Origin of the sequence: Dyadobacter sp., from assembly GCF_039919315.1 — a bacterium.
In the GTDB taxonomy this organism is placed as follows: Bacteria; Bacteroidota; Bacteroidia; order Cytophagales; family Spirosomataceae; genus Dyadobacter.
This window is the reverse complement of record NZ_JBDSFX010000097.1, coordinates 17,956-37,700: the sequence shown is the minus strand read 5'-3', so window position 1 is coordinate 37,700 and position 19,745 is coordinate 17,956. Positions and strand designations below refer to the sequence as shown.

General features: G+C 46.4%; 16 protein-coding genes. 8 read left to right on the top strand and 8 right to left on the bottom strand.

All coding sequences use genetic code 11. From position 1 onward, the window contains the following. Positions 1–1,449 carry a HAMP domain-containing sensor histidine kinase gene (locus ABIO93_RS28420; RefSeq protein ID WP_348073403.1) on the bottom strand — a complete coding sequence of 483 codons (1,449 nt, stop codon included), beginning with the start codon at positions 1,447–1,449 and terminating at the stop codon, positions 1–3. A gap of 533 nt (positions 1,450–1,982) precedes the next feature. Further along, a complete protein-coding gene (locus ABIO93_RS28415) occupies positions 1,983–2,426 on the bottom strand; it encodes a hypothetical protein (RefSeq protein ID WP_348073402.1) in 444 nt (147 codons plus the stop codon). Between the two features lie 256 nt (positions 2,427–2,682). Between ABIO93_RS28415 and ABIO93_RS28410 the strand changes: the two genes are divergently transcribed. The 3 genes from ABIO93_RS28410 (at position 2,683) to ABIO93_RS28400 (ending at position 8,728) form a co-directional block, all read left to right on the top strand. After that, positions 2,683–3,483: a GLPGLI family protein gene (locus tag ABIO93_RS28410; protein WP_348073401.1), complete on the top strand. Its 801-nt coding sequence runs from the start codon at positions 2,683–2,685 to the stop codon at positions 3,481–3,483. 24 nt (positions 3,484–3,507) lie between these two features. Beyond that, positions 3,508–6,276: a TonB-dependent receptor gene (locus ABIO93_RS28405; RefSeq protein WP_348073400.1), complete on the top strand. Its 2,769-nt coding sequence runs from the start codon at positions 3,508–3,510 to the stop codon at positions 6,274–6,276. Positions 6,277–6,373: 97 nt separating this feature from the next. Continuing rightward, the gene (locus ABIO93_RS28400) at positions 6,374–8,728 is read left to right on the top strand and encodes a GAF domain-containing protein (protein WP_348073399.1); all 2,355 of its coding nucleotides are present in this window, start codon (positions 6,374–6,376) and stop codon (positions 8,726–8,728) included. On the opposite strand, the gene ABIO93_RS28395 is transcribed toward ABIO93_RS28400, so the two are convergent. The 6 genes from ABIO93_RS28395 to ABIO93_RS28370 form a co-directional block, all read right to left on the bottom strand. Continuing rightward, positions 8,725–9,951, bottom strand: coding sequence for a DUF6596 domain-containing protein (locus ABIO93_RS28395; protein ID WP_348073398.1), 1,227 nt, complete (start codon positions 9,949–9,951; stop codon positions 8,725–8,727). The genes ABIO93_RS28400 and ABIO93_RS28395 overlap by 4 nt on opposite strands. A 33-nt stretch (positions 9,952–9,984) precedes the next feature. Beyond that, positions 9,985–10,338, bottom strand: a complete 354-nt coding sequence (locus ABIO93_RS28390) for a YciI family protein (protein WP_244819938.1) — start codon at positions 10,336–10,338, stop codon at positions 9,985–9,987. A gap of 267 nt (positions 10,339–10,605) precedes the next feature. Continuing rightward, complete coding sequence (locus ABIO93_RS28385) at positions 10,606–11,076, bottom strand: hypothetical protein (RefSeq protein ID WP_348073397.1); 471 nt, start codon at positions 11,074–11,076, stop codon at positions 10,606–10,608. Between the two features lie 193 nt (positions 11,077–11,269). Continuing rightward, on the bottom strand, positions 11,270–12,811 hold the full coding sequence (locus ABIO93_RS28380; RefSeq protein ID WP_348073396.1) for an alkaline phosphatase family protein: 1,542 nt from the start codon (positions 12,809–12,811) through the stop codon (positions 11,270–11,272). A 12-nt stretch (positions 12,812–12,823) separates the two neighbouring features. Next, complete coding sequence (locus ABIO93_RS28375) at positions 12,824–13,630, bottom strand: hypothetical protein (RefSeq protein WP_348073395.1); 807 nt, start codon at positions 13,628–13,630, stop codon at positions 12,824–12,826. Between the two features lie 73 nt (positions 13,631–13,703). Then, positions 13,704–14,129 (bottom strand): SRPBCC family protein, encoded by a 426-nt coding sequence (locus ABIO93_RS28370; protein WP_348073394.1) that lies wholly within the window; start codon positions 14,127–14,129, stop codon positions 13,704–13,706. A 116-nt stretch (positions 14,130–14,245) separates the two neighbouring features. On the opposite strand from ABIO93_RS28370, the gene ABIO93_RS28365 reads away from it, so the two are divergent. The 5 genes from ABIO93_RS28365 to ABIO93_RS28345 all read left to right on the top strand — a co-directional run bounded on the left by ABIO93_RS28365 (position 14,246) and on the right by ABIO93_RS28345 (position 19,739). Further along, a complete protein-coding gene (locus ABIO93_RS28365; protein ID WP_348073393.1) occupies positions 14,246–15,280 on the top strand; it encodes a hypothetical protein in 1,035 nt (344 codons plus the stop codon). 46 nt (positions 15,281–15,326) lie between these two features. Next, positions 15,327–16,361 carry a LacI family DNA-binding transcriptional regulator gene (locus ABIO93_RS28360; RefSeq protein ID WP_348073392.1) on the top strand — a complete coding sequence of 345 codons (1,035 nt, stop codon included), beginning with the start codon at positions 15,327–15,329 and terminating at the stop codon, positions 16,359–16,361. 107 nt (positions 16,362–16,468) lie between these two features. After that, the gene (locus ABIO93_RS28355) at positions 16,469–17,653 is read left to right on the top strand and encodes a PQQ-dependent sugar dehydrogenase (protein ID WP_348073391.1); all 1,185 of its coding nucleotides are present in this window, start codon (positions 16,469–16,471) and stop codon (positions 17,651–17,653) included. A 236-nt stretch (positions 17,654–17,889) separates the two neighbouring features. After that, positions 17,890–19,116, top strand: a complete 1,227-nt coding sequence (locus ABIO93_RS28350; protein WP_348073390.1) for an ATP-binding protein — start codon at positions 17,890–17,892, stop codon at positions 19,114–19,116. A 107-nt stretch (positions 19,117–19,223) separates the two neighbouring features. After that, entirely contained in the window at positions 19,224–19,739 is a 516-nt protein-coding gene (locus ABIO93_RS28345) for a DUF4468 domain-containing protein (RefSeq protein ID WP_348073389.1), read from the top strand. Positions 19,740–19,745: the final 6 nt, after the last annotated feature.

Below are 19,745 nucleotides of genomic sequence, written 5' to 3'. Positions count from 1 at the left end.
TCAGAATTTTAAAATAAACTCACTTCCTTTTCCCGGCTCGCTGGTGACGCGAATGTTCCCGCCATGCCGCTCTACAACCTGTCGTACATAGGCCAGCCCGAGCCCAAAACCTTTCACAACATGCAGGTCGCCGGTCGGTACCCTGAAAAACCGGTCGAAAATGGCGTTATGATATGCTTTTGGAATGCCGATACCATTGTCGGCTACCGCCAATTGCCAGCCATCCGGCTCCTTGCGGTAGTTCATTCTCACTACCACCTGCTCCGCTGAGTAATTGATCGCATTGTCGATCAGATTGTTAAGTACATTGCTAAAATGAACCCTATCCACCGAAACCGTGGTTGCTTCCGGAATGTCCAGTTTAAAATTAACCTGCTTCACCGCCCTGACGCGATGATCGGCGACAAGTGTTGCGACCAGCTCCGACAGATTGATCGGTTCAGGACGCAATTCTAGTTCCTGTCTCTCATCCACAGCCAGGTTCAGCACCTTCTCCACCAGGTCCGACAGCCGGTGCATATTATTTTGTGAGATCGTGAGGTAATCGTTTGTTTTGGCAGGATCTTTCAGTGCACCGAAATGTAGCAATGCCTCAATGGCCGCGGTAACCGTCGAAATCGGCGTTTTGAGCTCATGTGTCATGTTATTGATGAAATCGTTTTTGATTTCTGATAACTTTTTCTGTCTTAAAATCGTGTTGAGCATCAACAGAAAACAGCCGGTTGTCAGGATCAGCAACAGTACAGAGCTGCCCAGCAGCCAGCCCATTCTCTGCAATAAATACGATACCGGTTTCGGAAAGCTGGCCTGCATAAACAAATGTCGCACAGGATTGACCGGCAATGGAATAGTCCTCAAAACGCCGTCGTCAGGGGTTTTGTAAGACTCGCTGTCAAAAACCACGAGATACCCATCCTTTTCCTCCGGCGTAATCAGGAGTGTATCCAGCCTGAATGCGACATCCACACCATGACGTTTCAGCTCGGCCCGGTAGATCTTTTCAAACTTTTTGAGATCAATCTGACGATTTTGTTCCCAACCGCCGACGATCCTTTTCGAGAGCCGAAGCGCCAGCGTGTCTGCTGGTAAGACGGCGGGTGGCGAGCTGGGAGCGAGTAATTTGGAACCTCGTAAGTTTGAGCCTGATGACCTCGAAACAGGTGGGCTGTCGGGTACGCGGCTATTCGTTTCTAAATGATAAAAATATTTGTTCTTCTCGATTTCGGGCGACTTGTATCGGATCAGCAGCCGTGGATTTCGTCCTGGCATCGCAAGGTCATTGTCTTCTTTCTCATCAAAAAGCTTCCTCGCTGACGCCACCTGCTGGCCTTCCATGGTTTGAAACCAGGCATCCTGAACTGTCATTAAAAACTGCTGCCGGTTCAAAAGATACGTCGTCCAGAGCCAGTAACCCTGAAAAGCATTGATCGCAACGATGCACGAAGTCATCAACCAAAAAATCGACCGTATCCTTTTGTTCATGTGACAAAGCTACAAGTCAGGAATCAGGTTTTTGGGGGTTTAACACTATTTAACACAGGCTAAGATTTTCAAACAGAGACTGCTAGCAAAGTTTCTTTCAACCAAAAAAATGTAAAACAATGGTCAATGGCTTACTATCAATAGTCAAACACAGCCACATTGATATGAGCCAGCAGTCTTTCCAGTGCTTATGATTTAAGTTTGTTAAATGGCATACCATTTTCGGATTTAATATGATTTCCCCTCACATATGTGATCAAATGGCACCTTACCTGTGAATTTACCTTATTACCTGGCTTGACGAGCATCGTATCATTCAAATGAAAACTAAATAAGTCATTCGAGTTATTCGAAGTCATCATCGCACAGACATAACATTTATCTTGCCGATAAACATTAATACACGACACAATTACACCGGAGTGTGTCACGAAGCTCCCCGTGTCTGGCATTTCAAAATCCAGAGCAATGATATCTCCCTTATTAAATGGCATTGGAGACTACAATTGTGTAGGAAGAGATTCAAGACCCAAATCGGTAATACCACTTTTTAAGTACTCCGGTGTTTCAATGATATCGGAGTCTGCATTGATAACCTGGTGCAGTTTGGCTTCCAGTTTGAATAGAGCTTTCTTTTGTAATTTGAAGCTTTGGGAAATATTGGGATGATTGAATTTTGTGATTGCGGCGTCGAGTTTTTCCATTGAGGGCAGGATTTTCCTTAACATCGCTATTCGCTGTTCCGCATCACTCACTGACATATCAGGAATTAAATTTAATTGAGATTCAAAAAACGCAGTGCGATCGTTAATGTCGGTCAGTATATGTGCCGATATCTTGTCCGAGACTGATTTTGCGAAGCTTTTAAGAAAATCTGCGATCCGTACCGACCAGGAGATTCTGGTGGAGATTGCCGTGTCAAAAGCTGTGAGGGAATGCGTCATAGTGTTTATTAAATAATTGATGTTTATTACTATACGCTATGATCTGCAATTGGTCACTGACAATCAAACAAATTTAATTCAATCGCATTACAGTACCAAGCTTTGCCAACCGGATGCTTTTGTTCCCGGCATTGATTCCCTGAATTTGCCCTCTGCATTCTCATAAAAACCAAGTTAACACTATTTAACACTATTTACCAGTGACTTACAAAGCATCGCCGGACATTTGATCCGTTCAACTAAACACGATGTTTTTATGAAAAAGTATGTCATTGTATGCTTGCTAATGTTCTTCATGGCTGCACTTCCCGCCCGTTCACAATCGTCAGGACAGGTTACCTATGAGGTGACGCGTAAGCTGGAAATTCATCCTGGGGGTTTGAAATTCATCATCAATGGGGAAGTGGTGAAACCCGGCGACGCCAATTTCCCAACAGATATTCCTGACACCCGTACTTATGGTCAGAAGGTATTGTTTGCAGGAAATTTTGCAAAAGAAAACCGTGACGAGCAAAACATGGTACGCCGCACACTGGCCCACGACCCGCTTTTGGGAGGTGGCGCACCACAAACAAAGAATATGGGCCGCCCGTTTGAAGAGCAAACCTACGTGGACCTCGCTGCACGTAAGGTCGTCACCATGCTCACCATTGGTAAAGAAAAAGAGGCCAAAATGTACAGGTCAGAAAAACCCTTCCAACCCGTTACTGGCTGGCAAATCACGGATCAGACTAAAAAAATTGCCGGGTACCTATGCAAAAAAGCAACCGTACCATTTAACAAAGAAATCTACACGGTTTGGTACACAACCGAACTGCCCGTTACGTACTCCCCGGTTTACGATCTCACACCAGAAGCCGGAGTGGTGCTGCTGATCGAAGGAAGCAAGGAACAGTACCGCGCGACGAAAGTCAATACCGATGCCGTGGATATGAAGGAATTGCAACCATCCGCGGATGCTCAAAAAGTCTCTCCCGAGCAGCTTAAAGACCTCCGCGAAAAAGCAATGGCTGATTTTCAACAAGAAATGGGTATAGGTGGAGGCGGAGGTAACTAAGATTTTTCTGAAAACACATTTGAAATGAAAGTACTGAAATTGCTAGTGCTCTGCCTGTGCTTCTGCATCGGCGCAAAGGCTCAAAAACCGGCTGCCAAAACCGAGATCAGCGGAACTGCGACAGATTCCCTGACCGGGAAACCGTTACGCACTGCCTCCGTTTCCCTGCTCACCGAACGTGATTCAGCATATGTGACGGCCACTATCACTGACGGCGACGGGCATTTCCGTGTCAAAAACGTATCCCCGGGCTCGTATAGATTGCTCGTGACGTTTCTGGGCTACCGTAATGCGTCGCGCACGGTTGTCGTGCAGGCCTCTGCTCCCGTACATGTAGGTACGATACTCATGAGGGAACAAGCCGGAATGTTGGATGAAGTAGTCGTCAAACAGGAACGTCCGCCGGTTACTATTAAGCATGATACGCTCGAATTCAACGCCGGGTCGTTCAAAACGGAGCCTAATGCGCAGGTGGAGGAACTGCTGCGAAAGTTGCCGGGCCTGGAAGTCGCTCGTGACGGGACCATTCGTGCCAACGGGCAGACGGTGAGCAAGGTAATGGTGGACGGGAAACCGTTTTTTGGCAATGATCCAAAAATGGCTACCCGTAACCTGCCAGCTGACATTGTCGACAAAGTGCAACTTTACGACCAGTCCTCGGATCAGTCGCAGTTTTCGGGTGTGGACGATGGTAACCGCGAACGCACCATTAACCTGACCATTAAAAAGGACAAGGGGAAAGGCTATTTTGGTCAAAATGCACTGGGTGCCGGCAAAAGTCCGGGTGAGGGAGACATTCGGTACCAGGGCAGGTTGAATGTAAACCGTTTCAATAACCGCAATGGCGGCCCGGGCAAGCAGATTTCGGTGATCGGGCAGGCTAATAACCTGAACCAGCAAAACTTTTCATTGCAAGACGGCGGACCGATGTTTGTTGGTGAGCCAGGCGGTGGTGGAAATGGTAACCCGCAGACACCTTCCAATATCACCGAAGTCCGGGCGGCCGGCATCAATTACCGGAATGAAAGTGCCAAAGTGAAATGGGGCAAAAGGGCGGAAATGTCGGCCAGCTACTTTGCAAACCAGGCCATTACCACCACCGATCAGAACAGCAAAAGGGAAAACATTCTTCCAGAAAAGCCATTTACAACCGATCAGACCAATTTCTCAAAAAACAGTGTGACCACGCATCGTTTCAATGGCCGCTTTGATTTCCAGCTCGATTCGCTGACCAGCCTGCGTATCAATCCAAACATTTCCTTGCAATCGACCCAATACAACAGCCTCGGCAACAGTTCTTCTTACCTGGCAGCAGGGCTGCCGCTCAACGGCGGCGACACACATTACCATTCAGACGGCGACAATTACAATGGCTCGAATAACCTCCTGCTGATGCGTAAATTCCTGAAAGAAGGTCGGTCGTTTTCTGCCAATGTGAATACGGTGCTGGGGAATGAGCATGTGAAGGCTACGAACCAGTCCACCCAGCAGTTTTATGATTCAGTGTGTCAAAATCCGGTGGAGAGCAAGGTGCAGCAGCGCAACAAACAAAATGGCGGAAACCTGCAAAATACGTTGACACTGTCCTATACAGAGCCATTATCACTCAACAAGAAAATAGAATTCCGATATGCTTACGGCAATAATCGGAACCGGCAGCGGCGAAATGTCTTTGATTTTGACGAAGAAACCGGATCGTTTAATATGCCTAATATCGAACTTAGCAATCATTTTGCGAGCATTTTTGCAACTCACAAGGTCGGGAGTACCTTCCAGACGAAGCGGTTGCGGTACAGTTATGCACTCGGTTTTGATCTGCAAAATGCGGGACTGAAAGTAGAAAACCGTTCCGTGGACACCAGCGCGAGCAGGTCTTATACTCAGTTTTTGCCGAGTGCATTGTTCAGCTACACGTTTTCAGGGAATCGAAATCTGAGACTGCAGTACCGTAGCCGGGTCACGCCGCCGACCATTACGCAATTACAACCGGTGGCTGATAATTCTAATCCACTCAGTGTCCGGCTTGGAAACCCTTTGCTCAAACCCGAATACTATAACAATGTGACCCTTACTTTTAATGGCTCCGAAGGCTCCGGTGAGAAAAGCCTGTTTATGCTTGCCAGCCTGAACCAGAGTAACAACCGGATCAGTTCAGCGACCCGTATCAGCGATTTGGGTGCACAGACGACCCAGCCTATCAATACCGAAGGTTACCTGGCAGCGAATGGTTTTTTGTCTTTGGGAAACAGGATCAATTTCCTAAAATTGGCTGGTACCCTCACCAGTCATGTGAATTTCACCAAAAGTACCAGCCTGATCAACGATCAAAACAATTTGTCTAGAAACATGACATTGGGACAAGGGCTTCGCATTCAGTCCAATTACAATGACAAGATCGAGTACGGTGTTAGCGGGAGAGTAAGCTACCAGCGAGCAAAGTATTCCATTTCATCCCAACAAAACACGGCTTACTGGTCACAATATGCCACTGCTGACCTGTTTTGGCAGCTTCCATTCAACTGGGTACTCACGAGCGACCTCACTTACACCGCCACTACCGGCCGCGCTGCGGGATACAACCAACAGTTTACACTCTGGAATGCCGCATTGGCCAAACGATTGCTCAAAGGCAAGCAGGGGGAGGTACGTTTGCAGGTTTTTGACTTGTTGAACCAAAATCGCAGTCTCGTGAGAAATACGTCGGATTCGTATGTGGAAGATGTTCAGAGCAAGGTACTGAAACGCTACTTTTTGGTGAGCTTTATTTACAACCTCCGCAAGTTTGGCATCTGATAGTGAAGTAGATGCTCATTTGTAAAGTACCAATAGTTTCAGGTTGGCATTCGTGTGTTATCTTTGGGCAACACTGAGTTTCAAGCGCATAGCCACCATGAAAAACGAATTAATGCACGTTACAGGCTCCAAGGCATTGGGGCTCACAGTTGACGCGGGCATTTCCCTGATGCCATTCATCAAATGCCTCGAAAAGCGCCTGCATGAAGAAAAAACACTGAAAGCATCTTTTTACCATAGCATTCTGGAATATTTCAGGACGCGCGACCTGCCCCAGGGAGACATTCCACTGGACGAGGTAAATCAATACGGTGATTTTTTTGAATACGTATATGCCAGTCTTTCGCCGGCTTTGCTATCGGAAAAGAATGAAGCCTGGGGACTGAGTTTTCCGCTTGTACCGAGGGTTTTTTACGGTACCGATTTGCTTTACGAATTGCTGGAATCCAAACCGAGCAATTCGGAAGACAATGAGGTCAGCAGGGCGATTGAAGACTACAAGACAGAACGGGTGCAATTTGTTTACAAACTGATCCTGCAAAGGCATTATAATTTTGAAATACCGGTCAAAATCAAACAGGTCCATTCCTGGATGCACGAGAAATCGGGTTTGCTTCGATATTACGAAGTAGCTGTAAATACTGATTTTGTGGAAGTTACGGTTAAAGGTAAACTCCCGGAGTTAAATTTCGTAGAGCTTTACAATCATTTTACCCAGGACAATGGCCACCTGCTGCTGGAAGAAGTCCTGCCGCTCGACCTGTTCCAGTTCCGGGGCTTCGCGGTGCTGAGCGTCACGGATGTGACGGCCAAGATGGCGGTTGAAAACATCGCCCGATTACGGCTCAACCGCACTCCCGGCCATTCGGCAGAGCGGTACCGGCAAGTTTTGCTCTCTCTGAAGACGCTGGTTCAGAACAGCCACATTGAGTTTGATCTTTTTCCTTTTGTGCGGGTCAATAATGAGGCTGTTTACGGCTACGAGCAAGCAGGTACCGGCATATTGTTTTCGATTTGGGGAGAACAAAGGCTTTCGCCGGAAGCGTTCCGCAAACAGGCAGAAGGCTATGCTTCCAATCCCAACTCGTTTTTCTCTCCCGACATTTACGGGGAGGATGAGATGGCGATGGCTTTTCTGACACCATTCAGGGATGCCAATGTTGAGTCGCTGGCGCTGATCCCACTGTTTTTCGACCAAACGCTCGTGGGTGTACTGGGTATGCATACGTGGCGCGGGGAAAGTTTTGACGAAAAAACGCTGGCACTGCTCGACCCGGCCTTCGCTCCTATTGCGCAGCTTTTACAAATCTACATCGACGAATTCAATCTGGAACTGGGCGGCATTATCCGCGAAAAATATACATCCATTCAGCCGTCTGTTCAGTGGAAGTTTAATGAAGCGGCCTGGCATTCGTTGCACCGGAAAAAGAAAAACCTACCGGAGGTGACTGAAAACATTCATTTCGACGATGTGTACCCACTTTATGGCGCGATTGATATCCGAAATTCCACACTGGAAAGGAACCTGGCCATCCACGCCGACCTGGATCACCACATTAGCCTGCTCGACGACACCCTTACCACATTGCAGGTCCACGACAATTCTTCGCTCATGATGGAATTGCGGTTCAATTGTAGTAAATGGCGGCAGCTACTCGCGCAGGGTGAACTGAATAGCACCGGCGAGGGCAATCTCAACGCATTTCTGACAGAGGATACCCGCGAGTACCTGGTACATCTTTCCCGCGAGAATCCGGCCACTGAGCCTGTCATTGCCGGTTTTCTGGAAGCCGTGCATCCCGCAAGCGGCCACGTCAACAGGCACCGGCATGAGCTGGAAGAAACCATGCTGATGATCAATACGGCGGTAAACAATTATTTTGAATCCGAAAAAGACACCTTGCAGGAATCTTATCCCTGCTATTTTGAAAAATTCCGGACCGACGGCATTGAGTATGACATTTACATCGGACAGTCGATCAGCCCGAAAAAACCATTCAATCATTTTCACCTGAAAAACCTCCGGCTCTGGCAGCTTTCCTCTATGATCGCGGTGGCGCGGCTTACCCAGCAATTGCAGGACACAACACCGAAGAAGTTGAAGACTACCCAGCTCATTTTTGTGCATAATCACATGATCGACATCAGCTTTCGTGCCGATGAGCGAAAATTCGATGTCGAAGGAGCCTACAACATCAGGTACCAGATGATCAAAAAGCGGATTGATAAAGTACATATCCGTGACACCGACGAGCGCCTCACCCAGCCCGACACCATTGCACTGATTTATTTTCACGAACGTGACCTGGACGATTACCTGCCCTTTATCCGGTTTTTGCAGGAAACGAATTCACTGGACTCCAAAATAGAACGCCTCGAACTCGAAGATTTGCAGGGACTTAGCGGATTACGCGCCCTGCGTTTGGGAGTGATATATCCCGAGCCGGCTTAAAGCTTATCGATTTGCTTTTGAATGGTTTGCCGGTCAGTTTGTGTTTTTGCGAGCGCCAGTGCCCGGCGGAAATTCATTTTGGATTTGAAATTGTCAATGTCTTTATACAGTTCGCCCAGTAATGCGAAATAAAAACGATTCTCTTTCAAATTCAGCTTTTCTGCTTCTTCAATAGCTGCCGCTTTTCCATACACTTTGGAGTAGGCATAGGTGCGGTTGAGTGCTGCTACCGGTGCATACTCAATGGATAGTAATTGATTAAAAAGCTGTAAAATACGCTCCCACTTTTCGGGCGTATCCGCCTTAATTGTATGCCAGTAGGCAATGCTGGCTTCCATGTGGTACTTTGAAATCCGGTCGCCGGTAGATGCCTTATGCAGGAAATGTATTCCCCTGGAAATCAATTCGTCATTCCAGAGATTTTCGTCCTGATCCTGATACAGGATCATCTCTCCATTTTCATTTTTTCTGGCGTCAAATCTTGACGAATAAAAGCACATTAATGCCATCAATGCATGGATAGACGGCTGGCTGGTTTGTTCATTTTCGAGGAGCAGATAAGTAAGCCGCATTGCTTCCAGGCACAGATCTTTGCGGACTAGCGCGTCTTTACTTTCGGAATAATATCCTTCATTAAAAAGTAAATAAAGGGTAGTAGCCACGTTTTGCAGCCGATTATCAATTTCGGTTACACCCGGAAATTCGATCGGTATTTTTTCAAGGCGCAGCTTTTCTTTTGCCCTGAAAAGTCGTTTGTTAATGAGGTCTTTATTGGTTAAAAATGCGTCCGCAATCTCATCTATCCCGAACCCGCAAAGAATTCGTAGTGCAAGCCCAATTTGAGATTCAGGAGAAATAACCGGGTGGCAAATTGCGAACAACATTTGCAGCTGGCTATCAGTGATGTTATGCTCCGACCAATCAATTTCGATCTCGGAAACCAGGCTATCAGCTCCGGCGATCTTGCCGGCAACCTTATCATTAAAAATAGAATGATGGGTCAAATGATTCTTCGCTTTATTTTTGGCAACGGCGTATAACCAGGCTGTGGGATTGGGTGGTAAACCCTTATAGCTCCACGTTTCAACGGCTGCCAGAAAAGTCTCACTCGCAATATCTTCTGCGATTTCAATGTGCTCAATACCAAAAAGTTTACAGAGTACAGACGTTATTTTTCTGTACTCTGTTCTAAACAAATGCGGTATTAATTGCTGGTGCTCCATGGCAGAAATTCTGCGAAGACAAATATCTGTTAATTAATGGGTTCCGTCGCCCCTGGCAATTTTTCTTACCTCTACGCTATTGCCGTCGCCCTGCAAAACTGGACATCCTTTCGCAAATTCCACAGCTTCCTCGACTGACTCAGCTTTGACGATAATGTAGCCGCCAATCGTTTCCTTAATGTCGCCAAAAGGACCGTTGGTCACCACATTATTGTGCCATACCACGCGGCTGTCATCGAACGGCAGGCCGTTTCCAACCGTGAATTTATTCTGGGCAGCGATACCGCCGATCCAGTCCATCGTTTGCTTCATCCAGATCTGCATCTGCTCTGGTGAGGCAATTTTACCACCGTCTTCGTGTCTGAAAATTAACATGAATTCTTCCATTTTGCTGCTGTTTTAAATTGTGAATATTTGATTAGTGTAATGCGTACTTCACACTTATATCAAATGGTTTTTTCAAAATAGGACATCAACAGAAAAATATTTCTATTTTTTCCTGTAACCGGAAACTCCGGGAGCCGCAGCTTCGTGCAAGTGTAGGGTACGAATGCTATTTCTTACAGCACGCAGGAATGCGCAGATGGAGGGGGCATGAGAGATTGTAATGATTCAACAAAAAAGAAGTCCCATTGCTGAGACTTCCCTGTGTTTTTATTCTGCAATGACGTCTGCTTTTTTCTTACGGCCTCTTGGCTTTCCAGTGTATTCTGGTTTAGGTTCCGAGTTGGAAAGTGCCAGCTCATACCCTACTACACCTTCCTCGTAATTAAAAGGAGTTACCGTAAATTTAAATTTGTTATTCTCGAAATCCACTCCGCCTTTTTTCAAAATCACTTCCAGAGGAATCGTGAAACCACGGCCGCTTTTCACCAACGCGAAAGTGCCATTAGCATCAGAGGAAGGAATAAGGTAAAGGAATTTCAATGTTCTTTTCCCTTCCTGCGAACCGATTTTGAAGCTCGTTGATGTTGCGTCAATTCCTAATTCTTCGAGTGTTTTGGAAGGAAGAACAATTTTGCCGGTGCCTGAAATGTAACCGGTAAGTTCTACTTTGGGCTGTACTTTCTTGGTGATAGTGCTATTCTCTTCTGGCGAAAAGAATTTAATCGCTTTTGCTTTCATAAGATAATTGATGTAAATCAAGTGGATTATTTTTGTAAAAGTAATCATTATGATCCAGTATCAAAATAGTAATTCCACTACACCATTTATTCAGGAATAGCTTTAATGTATGTTCATTTTTTTAATTTCAATTTAATACAACAGTTATAAATAAACAAACGGTTAATTAATTGCATTTTCAAAATATTGAAATTTATTTGACGAAAATGCGTTGTACCCGGCTATAATTAAAGTAGCGGTATTTTCCCAGCAGTGACATATCAGCAATTAGCTTGTAAGTGCCCCAATCGTATTTAATTTCAGCAGTCACCATTTCCTTTTTTAACTTACCAGCGGATGCGGCAGGTTTTTTCAGGAACTCGGACATCACCCTTCCATCCATTCCCGATGATGGCAACATACCGTATAAGTGCAGGATAGTTGGCACAATATCGACATTGGAAGTCGGTAATTCTCCGGTAAATGTTTTCTTAAAATCAGGGCCGCTTGCCAACAATGCAATGTTAATTTCATACGGGCTGGAACCGCCATGTCCGGCTACACCACCCGAATAATCCGTACCGGCATAACCCTTATTATTTTTGTCATCATTCCAATTCATCGCCACCAGGATATCGCCTGATCTTTGCGGATGATCGTAATGAATTGCGTCAAATGAAATGGTACCATCGACCCAGCCTTTCATTTCACCCTTATTTTTAGCTTTGGTAAAAACAGCGCCTACCCATTCCTGTTGATGAAGCGCAGCCACTATTTTTTTGATCTCTTTTTCATCATGATCCTTTACATAAACAGCCCCTTCCGCAATGACCACATCTTCCGATTCTTTACTTTTTTTCAAACCATTCTGAATTAGAAAATCAGTCAGACTTTGCTTGCCAATGTGGGTTACAAATCCGTGATCGGTCGAGAAAATAATATTATATTTTTCGTGCAGCCCTTTTGCTTCTAATGCTTCCAGTATTCTGCCAAACTGCCCGTCCACAAACCGGATCGCACGCACAGCTTCCGGCGAACCGATACCGTGCTCGTGCGCCGCGCCGTCGGGATCAGAAAACCATATTGCACTGACCAGCGGCCCGTTATCAGCGAGACCGTATTGCAACAATGCGTCCGTGATCCACTTGTGGCGTTCACTATCCTCAGTGCCATCAGCCGGAGTGGGCCCTACTTCGGCAAGGACCTGCGATTTGAAAGATTCGGGTAAAATAAGGTCCGGGTTCACCACGGCCCCGCGTCCTACCTTGTGGTTTTGCAGAAAAGCCTGGCCCGTCGTACCCGAGCTGAACACCATCATCCTTTCTCCGGCGGCATCCAGCACTTCTCCAAGCGAAGTGGCAGTGAGTAACGGACCGGAAATCGCCTGGCTGATTTTGGTGAGGTCGCTGTACGAAGTTCCTACGCTCTTGACCTTATTAACCGCCGGAAAATAGACGCTATTGCCCAATATCCCGTGCGTTCCAGGGTAGGAACCCGTGGCGTAGGAAGCAGAATTGACCCGGGTAACGGTCGGAAACACGCTGTGATGATGCTTTCCAAAAGAGGCCTTTTGCTTGAATGCAAACAAATTGGGCATTTGTTCCTGCGTAATGTAGTCAGGCCGTAATCCATCGAAAAATACGATCAAGGTCTTGTTTTTGCTGGTACCCGATTGGTTTTGCGCCATTGCGTGCGGACACACCACCGAAACGAGCAGGAGCGCGAGAATGCCTGCAATGCCAATGTTTGTTTTCATAAATTTCCGTGATTACCTGATCTCCGACAAAGTGACTGTGTTCGCAGCCCGATTAATTCCATATAATAATACCCGGCTTTTGACTGAATGGTCCATTGCAATGCCCTGCCCGTGGATGGGCGCGGCGAGTGTGCGTACGTGATCGAGCGTGTAACCATGCCGGGGTAGCCGCATCACATACACCTCTTCCCGATCGTGACCGGTGCAGTATAGCAGCCCGTCATTGCCCCAGGCTCCACCGGAATTGCTTTTGGGAGTGAAAAGTGCAACCAGATTGGCCGGAAACACCCACGATTCGGTCTCCCGCCATTCAGCGTCGTATTTCACCAGCGAAGTCCATCGCACGTCCCGGCCTTCACTCGATTCCTTGCCGCCATAATGGGCAAAGCCAATCCACCAGTAGCCATCCTTTTGGTCAATCCAGGTAAGCGAACCGTGCGGTGCAATGCCAAAACTATGCGTACCAATGTGTTGCATTGTTTGCACATCAAAAATCTCGACCGAGCTGGTCATCGGGATATCGGGATAATTGGAGTTGGCGCAGTACAACTTGCCTTTAATCACCACACCGCTGTTCAAATGTTTAATACCCTCCTTTTCGCCGTCCCATTCACCCGTCAGTTTTCCATTTACCTTATCATACCGACGAATGGTACTGTTATTGATCACATAAAATGACTTTTCATCAACTGCCACAGCCTGTTTGGCCTCCGCTACCTCAAATGTTTTGAGTTCGGTAACCGTCTGCGCCATTGATTTTAATAACAAGCCATTGACAAGAAATAAAATTGAAAATGCAACTGATTTAAAAAGGGCCATGGTTGGAAAGAAGGATTACCCGCATTCAAAAGTAGATAGCGTTTAATCCCCGAATTTTACGTGAATGTTATGATTAAAGACTTTCAGTATATTTTTTAAAACTATCCATAATGGCTTGCCAGCCACTTCTCTGCATTTCAACAGGATTGGTACCTTCCGCATCGAAGCTTTCGGTCACCAATGTCTTGCCGCCGAGGTCCTTAAAATGGATCTCCACCTTTCTTTCGTCGCCCAGGGTATAGGTGATCAGTTCGTGCTCTTTCACTTCATCATATACACCTCCGAAATCAAAACCGAAACTGCCGTCTTTAGCTTCCATGCGCGAGGAAAAAGCACCGCCGGTTCGCAGGTCATTTTCTGCTTTGGTGGTATGCCAGTCGTCCGATGCGCTGTTCCATTTCACAATATGTTCCGGGCTTGACCAGGCTTCCCATACTTTTTCGACAGGCGCATTTACAGTAGCTTCTACGGTGATGATCGTTTTGTCAGAAGTAGCCATTATCTTTTGGTTTTAATGTGATTGTTGAATAATAAAATCATTGGATAAAGAAACCGGCGCCCTAAGTTTACCTGTCTTTATGGACAACTCATTGCATAACAATAATGAATAGCAATATGAAATGGCGCATCTTTCTGGCCCTTGTTTCGTTCGTCATTCCTTTGTCCAGGTTGAGCGCGCAAACCTGTAACCCGACTACATTAATGTCCACGCCTGGTCAATGGAAACCCGGCCCGGGCGGCTCAACCAGCAATACAGCGGCAGCAGACCTCGCAAGAGAAAAGGCAACTATCGGGCTCATTCACAAAATGTTGCAGGAAAATTATAAACCATTGGGCGCAGATATTAGCTACTCCGGAGTTTATTATGGCAACTATGGCCCTACATCCAAATACCCCAACTCATTTGCATACAGTGTGTTTGTGCTGCCCTACTTTTGTGAAAATGGCGGCTTGCAGAAAGCACGTGAAACCAACACCACTCTTTATGTCAATGCAAATGAAATGGGTGTGAATATTTACGAGCCAGACTTACGCGAAGAAGTTTCAATCGACGGCTTTTTCTCCATTGATGGCTTTCCGGAATTGAAGGACGGCATGTACCAATGGACCAGGAATGTGAACCTTGGAATGGGAATGGAAGGACCGCAAACCACTTTCCTGATCACTTACGACGGTCAGCTTCCTTATTTGCAAGTTTCCAGAAAGGAGTTTTTGGAAAAGAAAAAAATGCTGGTCCAGAAATTCAAAAGAGAGAATGGTGCCAGGATATCCCAGGACTTTCCGATTGAAAAGGATAAACAAAAGCACGAAGATGCCATGAAACGCGGAAATGCGGACTATAACGCAACGCTCGAAAAAATCGCAAAAGAACTGGAAAAGCCGGCAGCTGAATTAAACCAGCCTGCAATTGTCGCCATGGACCCGGCCAACTACCTGCTCCCGGTTTTCACGACACCCGATCACCGGTACGCCCGGACGCTGATCAAACCTAACCCAGCCTACTTCAACAAAAAACTTCCCCGTTCATCCCCACAGTTTTTCTCCGTCGTCATCAAAGGCAATGACGAAAATCTGGTACTAGGCAAAGCCATCACCGACCTGCCCAAGGCTATTGATTTCGCAAAACTGAAAAGCATGCTAGGGAAATAAAAACTCATTCACTCATCCACTCATCCACTCATCCACTCATTCAAAATTGAAAAAAAGTACCACCCTTAGCGATATTGCCACTGAACTGAATATGACCGCTGCGACCGTTTCCAGGGCGCTGAGCGACCATCCTGAGATCAGTAAAAGCACCAAGGAAAAAGTAAAGGAAATCGCCAAAAAACTGAATTACAATCCCAACCGCATTGCTTCTTCGCTGCGATCGGGCAAAACGAATGTCATCGGCGTGCTCATTCCTACCGCTGAAAACGCATTCTTCGGCTCGGTGATCCACGGCATCACCAAGCTCGCCAGCAAGCAAGGGTACTCGGTGCTGATCCATGAATGTGACGAAGACTATGAGCTGGAAGTAAAAGGTATTCAGACATTTATCGGTGCGCGGGTAGATGGCATCATTGTTTCATTGTCGAGAAATACATTGAACTATGACCATTTCCTGGAAGTGCAAAAACGCAATATCCCGCTCGTGTTTTTTGACCGTGTACCTGACGATCTTTCGTTCCCGACGGTGGTATTGGACGCTTACCGCGGTGCCTTTATGGCTACCCAGCACCTGATAGACCAGGGTTACAAGCGAATTGCTCATATCTCAGGCCCATTGTTTATCAAGACATTCAATGATCGCTACAAGGGTTATGTTGCCGCCTTACAGGCTAACAAAATCCCGCTCGATCATACGCTGATGCACATTGGCGACCTTTCCATCGAGTCAGGCAGAGCGGCTACCAGGCAATTCTTACAGCTCCCCAATCCTCCCGATGCTATTTTTGCAACCGAAGATTTCACCGCATTAGGCGTGCTGAAAGAATTGAAAGTCAACAAAATACAGATACCCGAACATTTCGGGATACTGGGTTTCTGCAATGATGTTTTCAGTGAACATACTACTCCCTCCATTTCGACCATTGACCAACAAACTTACCTGATGGGCCGTGAGTCATTTATCATGCTCAACGATATGATTGAAAACGGTCCGGTAAGTACTTCCGAAATCGTTAAGACCGTCATTGACCCTGTGCTGATCGTCCGAGAATCGTCGATGAAATCTACTAACGAATTGTAAAAGTTTCGCTCTGGATTCAGTTTCCGTAATCGTTTACGTACATTTGGTGCGATCATTTTATTCAACAAGTGCATAACCATTGTATTTCAAAAAAGACGTCTTCAATTATGCTCAGAAAGTTTGTAAGTCCCATTCTGATTGCGTTTTTATACGCAGCCGCCACACCTTCCTTTGCTCAGGTGAAGACACCTGAGATCAAGTTACAGCTCATTACGGATGAGCTGACATTACCCACCGCTTTTGCTTCCACGAAGAGCTTGCCCACAACCCTGTTTGTTTGTGAGCAGGAAGGAAGGATCAGGATCATTCAAAATGGCAAACTCGCTGCTGCCCCGTTTCTGGACATTGCGAGCGAGGTTTTGAAAAGACAGGGCTATGACGAGCGCGGCTTGCTAGGTCTTGCATTTCATCCTGATTATGCTTCAAATGGCAAGTTTTATATCTATATCAGTGTCAAATCGGAGGGCAAGAAAGGTGTAGACCATGAGACAGAAGTTCGTGAATACACAGTGAACAAAGCGAATCCTCAGCTAGCAGAAAAGTCCTCCATGCGCAAAGTACTGGTATTCGATCAGCCGGAGTCAAACCATAATGGCGGCGATCTTAAATTCGGGGCTGACGGGTTTCTGTACATTTCCAGCGGCGATGGCGGCGGAGGTGGCGACAAACACGCAGAGCACGGCAACGGCCAGAACCTGAACACATTACTTGGCAAAATTCTCCGGATTGATGTGAACAAAGCGCCTTACGCCATCCCGGCCGACAATCCGTTTAAAAACACAGCGAACGCGCGTCCGGAAATTTATGCTTATGGATTAAGAAACCCCTGGCGGATCAGTTTTGACAGACAAACGCAGCAACTTTTTGCGGGTGAAGTGGGACAGAACAAATACGAAGAAGTGGATATCATTACCAAAGGGGGAAACTACGGTTGGCGATCTATTGAAGGGTTACATGCATTTAATGCAGATGATCCCAAACCTGAGAAGCCGATCAGCCCTATTTTTGAATATGCTCATCCCGAGGGGCTTAGCATTACCGGTGGCTTTGTTTATCGTGGCAAAGCAATCCCCGGTCTGGTGGGAAAATATGTTTTTGGCGATATGATGGGCCCTGTATGGCTGCTTGCAAAAGGAGCCGACAATGCCTGGAACCGTGAAAAGCTATCGATTTCGAGAGATCCGGGTTACTGGCATGTTTATAGTTTTGGCGAGGATGCTCCTGGTGAACTATACATTCTGACCAGGCTGCTGGAACAGGAAAAAGGCGCTGTTTACAAGCTAGTACCTTAAAAAAACACCGGCTCTCCTGAAACAAAACATCAGGCGAGCCGGCTTGTAGCGTTTAGGAATAACCAGTAAATTTTTTGGTTAAATATTTAGCGGACACTTACGGGGAGCCAATGTCGTAAACGTTTACGAGATCACAAAGCCCGGGTTATTAAGTTTTTTTATCAGGTTTTAAGAACTGCCAGATTAGGGTGTAGCCATAGTTGATTATATTTGGTACTGAAATGATTAGTGCTGAAATGACTCACACCGCTCTCAGCCTCGCGGCTGACATTGAAAAAATCCAAAAAATAGAAATCGTCCCCACATTGCTGGACGTTATTTGTCATTCCACCGGAATGGGTTTTGCTGCCATTGCGAGGGTTACTGCCGACAAATGGATTGCCTGTAGCGTTCGGGACGACATTCAGTTTGGTCTTCAACCAGGTGATGAATTAGAGATTAAAACTACTATCTGTGATGAGATCCAGAAGTCGCATTGTATGGTAGTTATCGACCATGTGGCAGAGGATGAGTACTTCGTCAATCATCATACACCGCGTATGTATGGTTTCCAGAGTTACATTTCATTTCCGATCATCCTAAAAACAGGTGAGTTTTTCGGAACGCTTTGCGCCATTGATCCGCGCCCTGCATTGCTCAACAATGAGAAGACGATCGGGATGTTCAGACTATTTGCAGACCTCATTTCCTTTCATTTGCAGAGCCTCGATCTGATGGAGCAGAGCAAGCTGGCCGTCAAAGACCTGAACCGGCAACTCAGTAATTCCATGGATGAAAACCGCCAGTACCACTTTATTTCCAACCATAATTTACAGGAGCCGCTTCGAAAAATCAGATTGTTCAGCGATATGCTGGTAACAAGCTCCGAGAACAATAACCTGGAAAAGACGAAAGAATTCGCATTAAAAGTGAATTCCGGTGCCCAGAAATTTTCGATGATGATCAAAGACCTTTCGGATTTTTCTGAACTGAACCAGCCTTCCGCATTTATCCATGTGGACTTGAACAAGGTGGTTGCGGACGTATGCACGCAATTGAACCTGGACCGAACGGCTGGCGGCGAGATCATCGTGGAACCACTCCCGGCCGTACACGCGATACCGGTGCAAATGGAGCAGTTATTTTACCATCTGATCCACAATGCAGTCCAGTTTACGAAGCCTGCCCAGCGACCGAAAATCCGGATTTACACCGTCGAATCAGATGATCAGCTGCAACGCAATGGCAGCACGTCTGGATTAACAGAGATCAGGATCGAGGACGAAGGTATCGGGATTGAAAAATCACAGCTTGAAAAGATATTTGACATTTTTTCTCGCCTGTCGTACGGGCATCCTGTGCAGGGTGCCGGCATAGGACTTGCTTATTGTCGGAAAATCCTCCGCAATCACCATGGGGAGATCAAAGCTATTTCCGAAGTTGGAAAAGGAACTACGATTTCTCTGTTAATGCCAAAAGCCTGAAATCCCGCCATTAGATTAGCTTTCAGCCGATAGCTAAGTTTATTTGTAGATGTCTTCCTGATCTCTACAAATTTGTATCATTATTTCCATTCAGAAAAACACCAATCATGCTAAAACCGTCCACCCTCGCCATGCTGCTCTGCCTTGCCGGAACAGTTTATGCCAAACCGTTTAGTTCGGGTAATGCCATCCCGGCTGCTCACGTAGTTTCCGCCCCGGACAAGGATCTCTCCTATTCCGAAATTGTCGATTGTGGTAGTGTAACGCAGATCGAGCTGTTCAGACGTGCACGTTTGTATCTCGCTCAGACCGCTTATTACAACAAAACATCAGTCGCCGACAAAGAAACTGGTGATCTTGTGAGTGGAGGGAGCTTTACCATCACTGTTCCGCGCTCAGAAAATTCCGGGGGAGGCGTTTACACCTTACAATACGTTCTCTCAGTAGAATGTGTGAATAGAAAATACAGGGCCACTATATCTGGCCGGCTACAAGGGTATTCGAAAGCATTTAGCTCTAAATCAGAAAAAGACTCGGACCCCATAAAGGCAGAACTCGAAAGCAGACTGAAAGGCTTGTTACAAGAGTTGCAACTGGCTGTCAAAGACTACAAGCCATTCTGATCCGTA